Source organism: Cupriavidus sp. 8B (assembly GCF_054589115.1).
On record NZ_BAAILO010000266.1, the window covers coordinates 34,862 to 49,657 of the forward strand.

Annotated in this window: 14 protein-coding genes; 10 read left to right on the top strand and 4 right to left on the bottom strand. The window is 64.6% G+C overall.

Translation table 11 applies throughout. The features are described 5' to 3' along the window. Positions 1-533 precede the first annotated feature (533 nt). The 10 genes from ACYP5B_RS26325 to ACYP5B_RS26370 are packed head-to-tail and all read left to right on the top strand — an operon-like array spanning position 534 to position 9,824. Entirely contained in the window at positions 534-1,736 is a 1,203-nt protein-coding gene (locus ACYP5B_RS26325; protein WP_400094165.1) for a type II secretion system F family protein, read from the top strand. Beyond that, positions 1,733-3,421 (top strand): GspE/PulE family protein, encoded by a 1,689-nt coding sequence (locus tag ACYP5B_RS26330; RefSeq protein WP_459571657.1) that lies wholly within the window; start codon positions 1,733-1,735, stop codon positions 3,419-3,421. Before ACYP5B_RS26325 ends, ACYP5B_RS26330 begins: the two co-directional genes overlap by 4 nt. Then, the gene (locus tag ACYP5B_RS26335) at positions 3,414-4,220 is read left to right on the top strand and encodes a hypothetical protein (RefSeq protein WP_459571658.1); all 807 of its coding nucleotides are present in this window, start codon (positions 3,414-3,416) and stop codon (positions 4,218-4,220) included. Before ACYP5B_RS26330 ends, ACYP5B_RS26335 begins: the two co-directional genes overlap by 8 nt. Further along, on the top strand, positions 4,217-4,765 hold the full coding sequence (locus ACYP5B_RS26340) for a hypothetical protein (RefSeq protein WP_459571659.1): 549 nt from the start codon (positions 4,217-4,219) through the stop codon (positions 4,763-4,765). The genes ACYP5B_RS26335 and ACYP5B_RS26340 overlap by 4 nt, the downstream gene beginning before the upstream one ends. Continuing rightward, positions 4,762-5,379, top strand: a complete 618-nt coding sequence (locus tag ACYP5B_RS26345; protein ID WP_400094170.1) for a hypothetical protein — start codon at positions 4,762-4,764, stop codon at positions 5,377-5,379. The genes ACYP5B_RS26340 and ACYP5B_RS26345 overlap by 4 nt, the downstream gene beginning before the upstream one ends. Then, a complete protein-coding gene (locus ACYP5B_RS26350; protein ID WP_318232894.1) occupies positions 5,376-5,900 on the top strand; it encodes a hypothetical protein in 525 nt (174 codons plus the stop codon). The genes ACYP5B_RS26345 and ACYP5B_RS26350 overlap by 4 nt, the downstream gene beginning before the upstream one ends. Next, the gene (locus tag ACYP5B_RS26355) at positions 5,900-8,278 is read left to right on the top strand and encodes a secretin N-terminal domain-containing protein (RefSeq protein WP_459571660.1); all 2,379 of its coding nucleotides are present in this window, start codon (positions 5,900-5,902) and stop codon (positions 8,276-8,278) included. Before ACYP5B_RS26350 ends, ACYP5B_RS26355 begins: the two co-directional genes overlap by 1 nt. Continuing rightward, positions 8,275-8,793, top strand: coding sequence for a type II secretion system protein (locus ACYP5B_RS26360; RefSeq protein ID WP_400094174.1), 519 nt, complete (start codon positions 8,275-8,277; stop codon positions 8,791-8,793). The genes ACYP5B_RS26355 and ACYP5B_RS26360 overlap by 4 nt, the downstream gene beginning before the upstream one ends. After that, a complete protein-coding gene (locus tag ACYP5B_RS26365) occupies positions 8,787-9,203 on the top strand; it encodes a type II secretion system protein (protein WP_459571661.1) in 417 nt (138 codons plus the stop codon). Before ACYP5B_RS26360 ends, ACYP5B_RS26365 begins: the two co-directional genes overlap by 7 nt. A gap of 3 nt (positions 9,204-9,206) precedes the next feature. Further along, entirely contained in the window at positions 9,207-9,824 is a 618-nt protein-coding gene (locus tag ACYP5B_RS26370) for a type II secretion system protein (protein ID WP_459571662.1), read from the top strand. 326 nt (positions 9,825-10,150) lie between these two features. On the opposite strand, the gene ACYP5B_RS26375 is transcribed toward ACYP5B_RS26370, so the two are convergent. The 4 genes from ACYP5B_RS26375 to ACYP5B_RS26390 all read right to left on the bottom strand — a co-directional run bounded on the left by ACYP5B_RS26375 (position 10,151) and on the right by ACYP5B_RS26390 (position 14,759). Next, positions 10,151-10,507: a type II toxin-antitoxin system HicB family antitoxin gene (locus ACYP5B_RS26375; protein ID WP_459571663.1), complete on the bottom strand. Its 357-nt coding sequence runs from the start codon at positions 10,505-10,507 to the stop codon at positions 10,151-10,153. Between the two features lie 268 nt (positions 10,508-10,775). Then, on the bottom strand, positions 10,776-11,972 hold the full coding sequence (locus tag ACYP5B_RS26380; protein WP_459571665.1) for a DUF5666 domain-containing protein: 1,197 nt from the start codon (positions 11,970-11,972) through the stop codon (positions 10,776-10,778). Positions 11,973-12,733: 761 nt separating this feature from the next. Then, positions 12,734-13,363: a response regulator gene (locus ACYP5B_RS26385; protein ID WP_400094182.1), complete on the bottom strand. Its 630-nt coding sequence runs from the start codon at positions 13,361-13,363 to the stop codon at positions 12,734-12,736. Further along, entirely contained in the window at positions 13,356-14,759 is a 1,404-nt protein-coding gene (locus tag ACYP5B_RS26390) for a sensor histidine kinase (RefSeq protein ID WP_459571666.1), read from the bottom strand. The genes ACYP5B_RS26385 and ACYP5B_RS26390 overlap by 8 nt, the downstream gene beginning before the upstream one ends. Positions 14,760-14,796: the final 37 nt, after the last annotated feature.

Genomic DNA, 14,796 nt, shown 5'->3' on the forward strand with positions numbered 1-14,796 from the left:
AGTTCCGCTGGGAGAGAGCAACGCCGAGCCAGCAGTGCTCTCAGGTGCCAGCGTTAGACGGAGTACTGAAGTTCCATGGAATTTCCGGGAACCGATGCGGGAATTGGCAGAGACCGGGCAGGCCCCGAACGGGGGCCGCCGCAGCAAGTATGGAACGGTCCGCAGCACCGTCCTCAACGCAAGACGGCAAGACGACAAGACAGCAAGTGTCTGGCGTGAAGACGCATATAAACCCTACCGGGTCGAGGGTGACATGAAGTCGAGCACTTTTCTTTCTTCCTGCACAGAGTGCCGGCACCGCCGGCACCTCGCCGCCAATGCGGTCCGGGTCGGCCCACGCCGAATATGGCGCGCCGCCGCTCGTAGCGTGCCGCGTTTCCCGACGGTCTCGTGAGCCCGCCTGCTTGCTGTGCGCATTTGGCTGAAACAAGCCAGCGATGCGGCTCGAACAGCCCGGCAACATGATGCCTCGGGGCGCAAGCCGTCCCGGACCTCCACTCATTGATCGCTTCGGACCCAGCGGAGAGACAACCATGCAGTTTGACGTGCGCGCCCTGTCACCAGACCATCTGATGGTTCAGCTCAGGCTGGATGCCCGCAACGAGGCGGACGCGCGCAGCCAGGTCGAAGCGCGCGGCCTCTGCCCCGCGGCCATCGCACCGGTGCGCGCAAGCCTGGCTGCCGGGCTGCGTTTGCCCGGGCGGGGCCGCGGGCGCTTTGCGGTATCGCTGTTCAGCCAGGAATTGCTGGCCCTGCTCAATGCGGGTCTAAGCCTGGTGGAATGCCTGGAGGCGCTGCAGGAGAAGGAAAGCAATGCGGCGTCCGTCACAGTCCTGTCGCAACTGCTTGCCGGGCTGCGCGAGGGCAAGCGGTTCTCCCGGGTGCTGGCCGAGCTGAAGGATATTTTCCCCCCGCTCTATGTCGGCATCGTCCAGGCGGCCGAGAACACCAGCGACCTGCCGCAAGCGCTGGGACGCTACGTCGACTATCAGCAGCGCATCGACAGCGTGCGCAACAAGCTGGTCAGCACCGCCATCTATCCGATGATCCTGTTGATGGTCGGGGGCGCAGTCACCGCCTTCCTGATCGGCTACGTGGTGCCCCGCTTCGCGGAGGTGTACCAAGGCGCGGGGCGCACCCTACCGTGGCTTTCACAGGTGCTGCTGGGCTGGGGCCAGTTCGCCGGACGCCACGGCGCGGTGCTGATGCCGGCTGCGCTGCTGGGCGCCCTGGCGTCGTTCTTCGGCGTGCGGCGGCTGCTGGCGCGCCGTGGCATCGGCTCGCTGCTGGCGCGTCTTCCCGGAATCGGCCATTGTGTGCGCATTGTCGAGTTGTCGCGGCTCTACCTCACCCTGGGCATGCTGCTGGAAGGCGGCATCCATATCGTCGCCGCGATCGACACCGCGCAGGCGATGGCCGCCGCGGACCTGCGCGCCAGTCTTGGCGCCGCCAGGCAGGCCATCCAGTCGGGGCTCACGCTGTCGGCGGCATTCGAGGCACAGGGACTCACCACGCCGATCTCGCTGCGCATGCTGCGCGTTGGCGAGCGCAGCGGCGAGCTGGGCGCGATGCTCACACAGTCGGCCAACTTCTACGATGGCGAGATCAGCCGCTGGATCGAGCGCTTCATGCGCATGTTCGAGCCGCTGCTGATGACTGGCATCGGGCTGATCGTCGGCACCATCGTGGTGTTGCTGTACATGCCGATCTTCGACCTTGCCGGAGGCCTGACATGAGCGAGAACGCTGCTCCGCAAATTGTCTTCGATGCCCCGCTGCTGCAACGGGCCCGCAAGCAGGCGCAACTCTCGCAGCGCACGATGATCAGCGAGCTGGAGAGCCTGACCGGCGCCGAACCGCGTGACCTGGTGCTGGCCCTGGCGCGGGCGTTCGGGCTGGAGGTGGTGGAAACCGCACAGATGCTGACGCTGGCCCCGGCCTTTGACAGGCTGCCGCTGTCGAAGGCCATGCAACGCCGCTGCGTGCTGCTGCGCGACGACGCCGGCCAGGGCATTGCAGTCATTGCCGACCCGTTCGACACCGACCTGCACACCTGGCTGGAAGCCCGGGCAGGCATGGCCCTGCTGTACCGCCTGGCCTTGCAAGCCGATATTCAGGCTTACCTGTCGAAGCAGGAAGAATCGGTGCGCGCGGTCGATAACATCGTCAGCAGTGCCGCCGGCGAGGCGCACGGCGGCAAGACCGCTGCCGTGCTGTCATTCGCATCGCTGTCGGAGGTCGCCAGCCCGGCGGTGAAGCTCGTCGATTCCACGCTCTATGACGCGCTCAAGGCCGGCGCCTCGGATATTCACCTCGAAAGCACCGCGCACGGGCTGGCGGTGAAGTACCGCATCGACGGCGTGCTGGATCACGCCGCCACGGCGCACGGCGTCGAGGTCGCGGAGCAGGTCATCTCGCGCCTGAAAGTCATGGCGGAGCTCGATATCGCCGAGCGCCGCGTGCCGCAGGACGGCAGCTTCCGGGTCGAAGCCGGCGGCCGCGAGATCGACTTGCGGCTGTCCATCATGCCCAGCATCCATGGCGAGGACGCTGTGATCCGTATTCTCGACAAGCGCGCCATGATCGAGGCGTATGGATCGCTCACGCCGGAAGCGCTGGGCTTTGACGCGCCGTCGCTTGCCGCGCTGCGGATGTTGTCGCAAGAGCCCTACGGCATGTTGCTGGTGACCGGCCCCACCGGTTCCGGCAAGACCACCACGCTCTACGCCGCGTTGACCGAAATCCACAACGGCCGCGACAAGATCATCACCATCGAGGATCCCGTCGAGTATCAGTTGCCGGGCATCCTTCAGATCCCGGTCAATGAAAAGAAGGGGCTTAGCTTCGCGCGCGGGCTGCGCTCCATCCTGCGCCACGACCCGGACAAGATCATGGTCGGCGAAATCCGCGACCGCGAGACCGCCGAGATCGCGGTGCAATCGGCACTGACCGGCCACCTGGTCCTGACCACGGTCCACGCCAACAACGTCTACGACGTCTTCGGCCGTTTCACGCATATGGGCATCGATCCCTATGCCTTTGTCTCCGCGCTCAATGGCATCTGGGCGCAACGGCTGGTACGGATGAACTGCACGCGCTGCGCCACGCCTCACGCACCGGACGACACCGAACTGGCCAGGGTCTACCTCAGCCGCGCCGACGTGGCCGGCTACCGCTTCATGCAGGGCAAGGGCTGCGGCGATTGCCGGGGCACCGGATACAGCAAGCGCCGCGCCATCGCCGAGATCCTGATCCTGAATGACGAGTTGCGCGAACTCATCATCGACAAGCGCCCGATCCGCCAGATCAAGGAGGCCGCCCGGCGCAATGGCAGCCGCAGCTTGCGCGAAGCCGCACTGGAACTGGTCAGCCGCGGTGAAACCACGCTCGAAGAAATCAAGCGAGTCACGCTCCATGAATAAACTCCAGACAACATTGCGCATCGGCCTGTCGAGCACCTATGTAGCGCTGGTGCGCTCCCACGGGTGGCTGCGGCCGAGGCGCCACCTGTTGATGGATCGGCCACTCGACGCCGGATCCGCGCCGCACGCGCTGCAGGGCCTGCGCACCGCACTGGCAGACACCGGCTGCGCCCGGATGGACGCCACCGTGGTTCTCGGCAACGAGTGGGTGCGGCTGTTCATGGTCACGCCGCCACACAATGCCGAGCGGCTGCGCGATTGCCACGCGGCGATGACGATGCGCTTCCAGCAACTCTATGGCGAGCCGCCGAGCGACTGGCATGTCCGCGCGGACTGGGACGCGCAGCACCCGTTCCTTGCCTGCGCGGTGCCGCAGGCACTGCTGGACGGATTGCAGCAAGCCGTGGCGGATCATCGCCTGGCGCTGGTCGCGATCCAGCCGCAGTTCATCGCCGCCTGGAACCGCTGGCGGCACGCTGTGGCGGCCCATACCTGGTTCGGCGTGGTGGATGCCCAGGCACTGTCGCTGGGCGTGATCGACCAGGGCCGGCTGGCCGAGGTGCGCCGCCTGCCGCTGCCGCCGGCCGCGCTGGACGACCCGGCCTGGCTGTCCACCCAACTCGCGCGCGAGGCCCTGCGCCAGACAATGCCGGCGCCGGACCGCGTCTGCCTGTGCGGCTGGGTACCCGAGCCATGGCTTGCGCCGCAGGACGGCGCACCGGCCTGCGTGCGGCTCGATGGCGCCGCAGCGCAAGCATCGGCGGGCGCCGAACTGGCATTGACAGGAGCGCGCCCATGAAGACGAGCCAGATCGATTTTGCACCGCGCTCACTGCGGCGCACCGTGGCGCAGACCGGGCCTGCCATCTGGCTGGCGGCGGCAATCGGCCTTGCGCTATGTGCAAGCGCGGCGGTCGCGGGGTACAACCTGGCGCAACAAGGCGAGCTGCGCCAGGCCGAACTCCGGCAGATCCGCAACCGCGCCAGCGAGCGCGACCGGCCCGCGCAACGCGGCGCGCCGATTGGCGAAGCGCAGGCCGGCGCGGTCAACGATGTCGTTGCGCGCCTGAACCTGCCGTGGCGCGACTTGTTCCAGGCGGTCGAGGCGGCCACGCCCGCCGGCAGCATCGCCTTGCTGGAACTTGCGCCCGATGCCGCCCGGCACGCCATCAAGGGCAGCGCCGAGGCAAAGACCGGCGAGGACATGCTCGACTACATCAGCCGCGTCAGCAAGCAGCCGATGTTCTCATCGGTGGTGCTGACCCGGCATGAGATCAATGAGCAAGACCCGAACAAGCCGCTGCGATTCCAGTTCCTCGCAGAATGGGCAAGGAGCGAAAAATGACGCCACCGCGCATCGGAAGAACCCTGCTGCAGATCCGCCTGGCGCTATCGCGCTACGGTACCGGCCCGGGTCTCGCCAGCCTGCTCTGTATCGCCGGCGCACTGTGCTGGCTGTGGTGGGTACCGCATGAACAGGCCCAGGTCGACTCGCAGCGCGCCGCGCTGCAAGCCGAACGGATGGCCCAGCGCGTGGTGCCAGGCGCGCCGCGCAAGGCGGTTGCGGTGTCAGGGCAGGAGCGGCTGGCTGCATTCTATGCCACGCTGGGCGATCGTCACCGTACCGAGCGGCAACTGCTTACGCTGTTCGAGAAGGCGCGCGAGAGCGGACTGACGCTGGCCAAGGGCGAGTACAAGGTGAGCTACGACAGCAACAGCCAGGTCTACAGCTACCAGGTCCTGCTGCCAGTGAACGGCTCGTACAGCGCAATCCGCCGATTCTGCGAGAAAACCCTGCTGGCGATCCCCTTCGCCTCGCTGGACGAGATCAGCTTCCGGCGCGACCTGGTCGGCAACGGCACGCTGGACGCAAGGCTGCGCTTCACATTGCATCTGAAGGAGGCGCCGCCTTCCCACCCCGCGCCCGGGGTAATGGCCATGCGGAGCGACAAGCCATGAAGCCGCGTCATATCGCGCTCGGCGGCTTGCTGCTTGGAGCGGCCTGGCTGAGCATCTTCGGGGACAAATCGCCAGCGGGGGACGTCGTCACCGCGGTGACGCGCTCCACCGCCACAAGCGCCGCCGAAGCACCGGTGCGCGCGGACAGCAACCCGTCGCGGGAGCCGGTCATTCTTGCCGTGCGCGATCGCGCGGAACTGCTCGGCGACGGCGACACGCCTGCCGGCACACTGTTCGTCAGCCAAAACTGGACACCGCCGCCACCGCCGCCGCCGCCCGTCGTCGTGGCGCCGCCGCCAAAGCCGACCGCGCCCCCCTTGCCTTTCACCTATCTGGGCAAGAAGCAGGAAAACGGCAAGTGGGAGGCTTACCTGGCGCGGGGCGGGGATACCTATGTCGTGCGTGAGCACAGCATGATCGATAGCACCTACCGTGCCGAAGCGATCACGCCAACCACCGTGACGATTACATACCTGCCACTGAAGCAGGTTCAAAAGCTGGCCATCGGGGAGGCTGACTGATGTTTGAATCAAACGCTACCAAGTGCGTCCGGGGCGGGCTGGCAACGCGGCTGGGGTCGGCCTGTCTTGTGGCGGCCGTCCTGTTGCTGGGCGGTTGCGCCGCGGACAAGGCATTCCGCGAAGGACAGGGACTGGCTGCGCAAGGCAGGCTGGAGGAAGCCATGGCCAAGTACCAGGAAGCCATGGCCCTCAATCCCAAGGACGTGCAATACAAGATGGGCTATCTGCGGGCACGCGAACTCACGATCGCAAGCTACGTGGAGCGCGGCGACCGCGAGGCCGCCACCGGCAAGCCCGACCTTGCCGAAGCGATCTACCGCCGCGCGCTGGCGCTCGATCGCGGTAACGAGCGTGCCACCGCGGGCATGCGCGCGCTGGAGGCCGCACGCGCCAAGACACGTGCAGCTGCCACCGCTGCTGCCGGCGCCCGGGCCCCCGCAGCAGCGGTGGCGGCTCGCCGCGATGGCGACGACGCCACCGGCCGGCCGGGCGACGGGATGCTGTCGGTTGCCTACAAGAAGCCGATCTCGATCGAGTTCCGCGACGTGACCCTGAAGCAGCTGTTTGAAGTGGTATCGCGCTCGTCGGGCCTGAACTTCCTGTTCGACAAGGATGTGCGCACCGACCAGAAGACCACGGTATTCCTCAAGAACAGCACGGTGGAGTCGGTCGTGTACTTCACGCTGCTGACCAACCAGCTCGAGCAGCAGGTGCTCGACGAGAACACGGTCCTGATCTATCCGAACACCCCGAACAAGCAAAAGGACTACCAGGAGCTGATGGTGCGCACCTTCCACCTGGCCAACACCGACGCCAAGATGGTGGCCAACACGCTCAAGACCATCCTAAAGACGCGCGATGTGGTGGTCGACGACAAGCTCAACATGCTGATCGTGCGCGACAGTCCGGAGGCGATCCGGCTCGCCTCCCGGCTGGTGGCCCTGCATGATGTGCCCGAGCCCGAAGTGATGCTGGAGGTCGAGATCCTGGAGGTCAAGCGCGACCGGCTGCTCAACCTGGGCATCGCCTGGCCGGACAGCCTGAGCCTGACGCCGATCCCGTCCGCCGCGGGCGGCCTGCTGACGCTGCGCGACCTGACCAATATCACCAGCTCCACGCTTGCAGCCGGCATCGGGCCCGTGACCATCAATGCGGGCAACACCGATTCCTCGGCAAAGCTGCTGGCCAATCCGCGCATCCGCGCCCGCAACCACGAGAAGGCCAAGATCCTGATTGGCGACCGCGTGCCCTTGATCACTACCACCTCCACCGCCACGGGCTTTGCCTCGGAGTCCATCAACTACATCGACGTCGGCCTGAAGCTCGATGTGGAGCCGGCGGTCCACCTGGACAACGACGTGGCGATCAAGGTCTCGCTCGAAGTCAGCAATATCGTCAGCCAGCTGCAGACCAAGTCCGGCTCGGTCGCATACCAGATCGGCACACGCACCGCCAGCACCACACTGCGCCTGCGCGACGGCGAGAACCAGGTCCTGGCCGGCCTGATCAGCGACGAAGACCGCCGCAACGCCAAGAAGATTCCGGGGATCGGCGACCTGCCCATGCTCGGCCGGCTATTCGGCAACTCGGCCGACGAGAACCACAACACCGAAATCGTGCTGTCGATCACGCCCCACCTGATCCGCAATATCGAGCGCCCGGAGCCGACCATGCTGACGTTCGCGGCGGGCACCGAGACCAGCCTGCGGCTGCGTCCCCAAGGGCTTACCGTGCCCTCCGCCCGGGCGCCGCTGATCGCGCTGACAGGCCAGCCGGGCCAGGGTGTGCCACCCAGCGCGCCAGGGCCGGCGCAACCGGCAGCCATGCCTGTCTCGGTGCCCGCAGCCGCGGTGATTCCTGCCGCTCCGGCTCCGGCAGCCCAGGACGACGATACGGCTGCCGCGTCCGCCACCACGCCGGCCGCGCCGGAAGCGCGGGAAACGCCCGCCGCCAACGCCCCGGGCAGCGCGCAATTGCGCTGGGACGGCGCGCAGCAGCTGAAGGTCGGGGACACCTTCACCCTGCAGCTTTCGATGCAGTCCGGGAGGCCCGTCACCAGCGTCCCGGTGGCGATCACCTTCGACGACAAGGTGTTCCAGGCCGGCGGCGTGGTCGAAGGCGGGTTCTTGCGCCAGGGCGGCGCACCAACCAGCTTTACCAGCAAGGTCGATACCGCCGGACAGCTTCTCATCACCGGCACCCGCACCGACAACAGCGGCGCCAGCGGTAGCGGCAACTTCGCCAGCATCAATTTCCGCGCGCTCGCGCCGGCCAATGCTTCGGCCATTCAGTTGCTGACGGCCGCGCCGGTCGGCTTGAAGGGCAGCGCCATACCGGCGCAGGCACCGGCGCCGCATGTCGTGCAGGTGCAGCCATGAATCCGTCCACCCAAACCTGCTGGCGGCAGATGCGCCGGGCGCGCCCCGGCGTGCGCGGCTTCACGCTGATCGAGTTGCTGGTCACGCTGGCTATCCTCGGCGTGCTGGCGACCATTGCGTTGCCGCTGGCACAGATATCCGTGCAGCGCACCAAGGAGCAGGAGCTGCGGCGGGCGCTGCGAGAGATCCGCAGCGCGATCGACGCCTACAAGCGCGCCAGCGATGAAGGACGGATTCCAAAGATGGCCGGTGGTACCGGCTACCCGAAGGACCTGGAGATCCTGGCCGAGGGCGTGCTCGATCAGCGCAGCCCCACCCGTAGCAAGATGTACTTCCTGCGCAGGGTGCCGCGCGACCCGATGGCAGCAGACACCAACGGCCCTGAGTCCGCATCGTGGGCCAAGCGCAGCTATGCCAGCGAGCCCGACGCGCCGCAGGAAGGCGACGATGTCTACGATGTCTACACCCGGTCCGAACAGACCGGTTTGAACGGTGTTCCGTACAGGAAATGGTGACCGCGATGCCGTCGATTCGCCTGCGCCCCGCGCTTGCGCGCCCTGCCCGGGGCTTCACCCTGGTCGAGCTGCTGGTGGTACTTGCCATCATCGCGCTGCTGCTGACGCTCGCTGTGCCACGTTACTTCCATAGCGTGGATACCGCACGCGAAACGGTGCTGATCGACAACTTGGCCACCGCGCGTTCGACCATCGACAAATTCTATGGCGACACCGGGCGCTATCCGGACTCGCTCGAAGAGCTGGTCGAGAAAAAGTACCTGCGCGCCATGCCGTTCGATCCGGTGGCCAACAGCAGCACCGCCTGGATCATCGTACCGCCGGAGGATTCCAGCAAAGGCCGGGTTTACGACCTGCGCAGCAGCGCGACCGGGAGCGGCCGCAGCAATACCCCCTTCTCGCAGAGATAGACCATGATGGCCCGCCCGACCAAACGCGCACGCGGCTTCGGCTACATCGGCCTAGTCCTGATGGTGGCGGTGATCGGCGTCGCAGCCGCCGCCACACTCCGTTTGGGCGCGGTCGCGCAGCGCCGTGCCGCGGAAGAAGAACTGCTGGCCATCGGCACCGAGTTTCGCGACGCCTTCATCAGCTACGCCAACGCGACCCCGCCCGGCCAGCCGCGTACGCCGCCGAGCCTGCAGGCGTTGCTGAAAGATCCGCGCTATCCCACCCCGCGCCGCCACCTGCGCAAGCTTTATGTGGATCCGCTCACCGGCGAGGACGGGTGGGGAACGATCCAGGCGGTGCCGGGCCCCGGCATCATGGGCGTGTACAGCATGTCGAACGGCAAGCCGATCAAGATCGGCAACTTCGACCTGCGCTTTCAGGACTTCGAGGGCAAGACTACATACCGAGAGTGGAAATTCATGCCGCCGCAGGAGATGATCGCGCCGGTGGTCAAAGGCGTTGGGGGCGTGGGGGGCGTGGGGGGCGTTGGGGGCGTTGGTGGGACTGCGGGAGCAGGGGGTGCCGCCGCGTCTCCGGGGGCAGTCGTACCCGGCGCCGCGCAACCGGCGGTACGGTTCTGAGGCGCGCTCGGAAGCACCCGGGTGCGGCGCATCCATTCTGCAACCAGGATATACAGGATGCGGGAACAACCACGAGGTCTACCCTGGAAGCGCAGCCAGCCAACGCTTCGCGCCACGGATTTGATAGCGACCGTGATGGCGACCTTGCTGGCGGTCATCAGACCGGCCCACGCACTCCCAACATGGCGATCCGATGGCATCATCGCGTATCGCTTGGCAAGGCCTATCGCTACCCGACCGTCAGCGGCTGTTCCAGGGTCGGATTACCGGCACCTCGCTGATCAACAACGATCCCACCCTGCGTCCGGAGCACTCCTTCTCATGATTCAGCTACCATGAGACTCAGGATTTTCATATAGAACCTTCTCAATCGCATACTTAACCAAATCATTTAGTGACTTGCCATTTTTTTTAGCCGACACCGCGGCTTTTCTATGAAGTTCAGACCCAATTCGAATTTTTATGCCTCCTTCATAGGCAGTGCAAGATTCCTTTTCCCTCAATTCGCAAAATACAATATACGAGTCAACTGCATCCCGAAATGCCGCCTCGAGCTCAGGCACGCTAGTCCCATCAAATATTATAATATCATCAATAAACTCAAGCTTTCCTATAAAACACCTGTCGGCAGCACTATATTCGACAGAACCATAATAATTTCTATATTGAAGCATGTCACTCATAATTAGCTCCAGTCTTCCAGATTTAAAGATGTTCTGAACAACTCGCTGTTAGCCCGTGAACCCCACCGGGCCATCGCGATAGGCGGGAATCAATGCCCCTGAAGTGAGTTTGCTTCGCCCCCAGGGGCTCTAGATGCTGCCTTTGCGTACCGGGATTCATTACACGTCCGTTGACGGGCGGATTGCCTAGTAGAATTAGCACAATTTCAGCAACCGCGCCCGCTTCATAACAACCTGCTTGCCACCCTCCGCTGCCGGCGCCTACAGCTTAGTTGTCCCGCTTGATGCGGCTCGCAAGCACCACGTTGCCGCTCACCTTCCCTCGGATCTCCAGGCGCATGCCGGCCGCGAGATCGTCGGCGCCCCTCGGCAGGGTTGCATTGTCGAAGACCGTTGCGCTATTCCATTTCACGGTCACGCCGCCGCCACTGCTTAGGACAAAGGTTTGCGCGGCCTTGTCGAGGCTGGAGATTGTGCCATGCAGTTCGTTCGCTTCGTTGGCTTCATGGGCTTCGTCCTCGACCTCGACCTGCGTAGCCACAAGTACGCCGTTGGCGACGGCCCCCTTCACTTCCACACGGGCGCCGAGTGTTGGCGTACCGCTCACCGTGGCGGTGGACGGCACCGTCACCCGCAGGCCGGACACCTCAAAGTCTGTGGCCGAAGTGAACTTCGTGATTACGCCCTCCAACTCTGCCCGCTGGCCCTGCGGGATCGCTGGAATCAGGGTCGTGCCGCGCACCCTGGCGGCCGCAATGACCGTCGGCGCGGTCAGCGTTCCCTTCACCCGGACAACAGCGCCGTTGATGACGCCGCTAGGAAGGTTCACCAGCGCTGCCGGTGTGAACTGGACCGTGATGCCGTTTATGGTGAAGCTGGTGGCGGTCGCGCCCTGCACCACACCGGTGAGCCGGATCTCGGCCGTGGGTGCTTTCTTCTCGATGCGGGTGGCCTTCAGGTGGGCGCCGGTTGCATCGGGAAGCCCGTGGACCTCCACCGTATCGTTGATCGACAGCACGGCCAGCCCGGTCAGGCCATTGCCGTCGAAGACTGTGGATGGCGAGACAGTCACCACCACGCCTAGCACCGTCAGCGTGTTGCCCGCGACGTTGATGCTGGAGATCGGCCCCTGCACGAAGCTGCGCGCGGCGATGCTGGTTGCCCGGCCGGTTGCCCCGCTGTTGTCGCGCTCGCCTTCGATTGCCACTACCATGCCAAGGCGTATGTCATCGGCACCGGCATTGGGATTGTCGTCGTCGAGGGTGGTCTTGGCCGCGCTATTGTCGATGCGTACGCCGTTGACAATGAGGCTGCCGAATCCGGTAATCGTGCCGCTGAAGCTCGTCGGCGTCGCAGTCGGCGCGGGCGTTGAAGGTGCCGGTGCACTATCGCCGCCGCCACCGCCACAGGCGACCAGTAGTGTGGTGATGCCGGCAGCAGCGGCCAGCCAGAGAGTGCGCGCCATGATACGACGCCGGGAGCGAGTTTCAGTCATGTCAATCTACCTCCTTTGTATCAATTCTGGTTGGGCGCGCGGCGCCCGGCCCGTCCCCGGCATCGGCTCAATGCCGAGGCATTTCATGGCAGTGGGCAAGCATCCGGCCTGCACGCGGCAGTGGCCGCAAACGAATCCGGCGAGGGGGTTTCTTTGATTGCGCATCTCCCCAAGAGAGCCGGAATTCACCTACCATAGTTTTCCAGCGATGGGAAATAACCATACGCATTCTGCTGCATGCATCGCCCAAGGCGTTAGGCTTACTATAGTGTGGTGACGAGCTAGATAACATGGGCGATGGGAGGGACTATGGTTCGCCATTAGTCTCAACGAAATGAGACCTTAGTCCATATCCTTGCCGGGTCCGGCAATGGGAAGCCGGTCGATATCCGGCAACCGGAGGCCGCCGGAAATGGCACGCAGATCGGCCAGGGCAGATTTGAGCGACGATCGGATTGATTCCACTCGCGCGACTACGCCGACGACCCTCTATTCAGCCAGGGAGTGGTGCTTTCGCTCAATGCATCGACTGAGTTCACCGTTGTCGCAGAGGCCGGACCCGGCGAGGATACGCCTGCTGCCCATCTGAGCCGCAGGATCCCGGACTTCCACGTAGCGAGATGCCGCAGGCTCCTGGCATCGTCGCCGGAGAAATCGTGCGGCGGTCCGCACCGGGTGCGATCCTTGATACCCTGGAACGCGCGTCAATGGCTCTGGTGGGGTGTGGGCAGCTAGCGCTGCGAAGCGAGGAGCGCGGCCTCGACCCGGCTGCGAACCTGCAATTTCTGAAGGATGTTCGTGACGTAGTGCTTTATCGTTTTCTCGGACAGGAATACACGCTGGCCAATTTCCCTGTTCGTCATGCCAACGCCGATCAGCCCGAGAATTTCGCGCTCCCGTTCCGTCAGTTCCTGCAGGGGATCCGGTGCGCGGCTGCGCGTCAGCGATGCCAGCATTTCCGACGCCAGTGGCGGCGATACATAAACCTCGCCCTGGAGTGCGGAGCGCAGGACATCCAGCAATTTCTGGGCCGAGACGCCCTTCAGGACGTAGGCGCGCGCGCCGGCCTTGAAGGCGCCAAGCAACATATCCTGGTCTTCGGAAGCCGTCAGCAACACGATGGCCGTCGCCGGGCAGGCGGTCGCGATCTTCTCCGCGGTTACCAGCCCGCTCCACCCGGGCATGCTGATGTCGAGCAGCACGATATCGGGGAGCAGTTCGCGGGCGAGCGCCAGCGCCTCCTCGCCGGAACCGGCCTCGCCGACGACGGTGAACTCAGCCGATGCATTGAGCGAAAGCACCACCCCTTGCCTGAACAGCGGGTGGTCATCTACGACGAGGATTCTGACTGGCTCACGCATTTTGCATCTCCGGCACGCCCAGTGGCAGGCTCACGTGGATGACGGTCCCTTGGCTTGCCGAACTGATGACTTCGAACGAGCCGCCGAGGATCTCGGCGCGCTCACGCATCCCGACCAGGCCCTGGCCGCCGCCCTTCGAGGCAACGACCGGATCGAAACCTGAACCCGTGTCCATCACTTCGATCTTCAAGTTACCGTCAACTTCCCTGACATTGACTTGCTGCCCGCATCCGCCAGCGTGCCGAAAGCCGTTGGACAAGGCTTCCTGCAGCAAGCGGTAGAGCGCGATCCTGACAGGCAGAGAGTCTTCGGTACGCACCTCTTCGATGCGCTGCGTCACGCGGGCGCCCGATTTTCGCTGGTAGTCGCGCACCGCGCGTCGCGCGACCTCGGCGATGGGGAGCCGATCGATATCCGGCAAGCGAAGGCCACCGGAAATGGTGCGCAGATCAGTCAGTGCCGATTTGAGCGACGAGCGTATGGAATCCACGCCGCCAGCCTGCACCTGGCCGTGCCCTCCTGGACAACGCCGGCATTGATCGGCAAGGGCTTCGAACTGCATCAACGCAAGCCCCATGTCCTGCGCGGGTCCATCATGCAGGTCGGCGGAGATCTGCCGCAGGAACTGCTCATTGACCGCGGTGCTGCGGACGGCCGCGCGCCAGACCTTCTCGTGGAGGCTCTCGTTCTGTCCGATCAACTCCGACAGTTGTGCCACTTTGTCCTTCAGCTCCTGCCGCTGCCGGCCGATGGTTCGGCTGCCCCGATGCACCAGGCCGAACAAAAGGAGATACATGGTCAGCACAGTGAATGCCACGACACACCAGCTATTGCGTCGCGCCGCCCATGCTTCACGTTCCATTTCATCGGTGGTTTGGTAAAATTCCGCCACCGCGATGACCTTCCCGGTGCCGTCACCATGGATCGGTACATAGGTTTCGATCAGTTGACGCCAGTTGCCGGCCTCGAACAGGTTCTCCTCGCTCGACAACGTACTGATCTTGGAGTGAACGCTGCCGGCCAACGCAGTCTCGAGGCCTTCCTCGACGGGAAACTTACGCCCGATCATCTGCGGGTTCCTGCTATACAGTACCCGGCCATCGGGGCGCCAGACCTTGAAAGCCACGATCTTTTCGCCGAGCGGCGTATTGCGCAGCAGCTTGCCCAGCGCTTCCCGATCCGATTCGCTAAGGTCACTGGCGTGAAGCAGCGTCTGGGCGTGTGGCGCGACAAAGCTCTCCACGTACAGGCCCGTGACCCCGCCAAGACGGTTCACCACGCCATTCTCCACTTCCTGGCTCACCAGCGTGCCGATCACAATCATTCCGAACAGCAGAACGGGCAGGCTGGTAATCAGAAACTGACGCGACAGGCTCAGATCAGCTAGCGTTTTCAAGATTGGAACTCCCTTCATGATGGAACTCCCTTTCTTA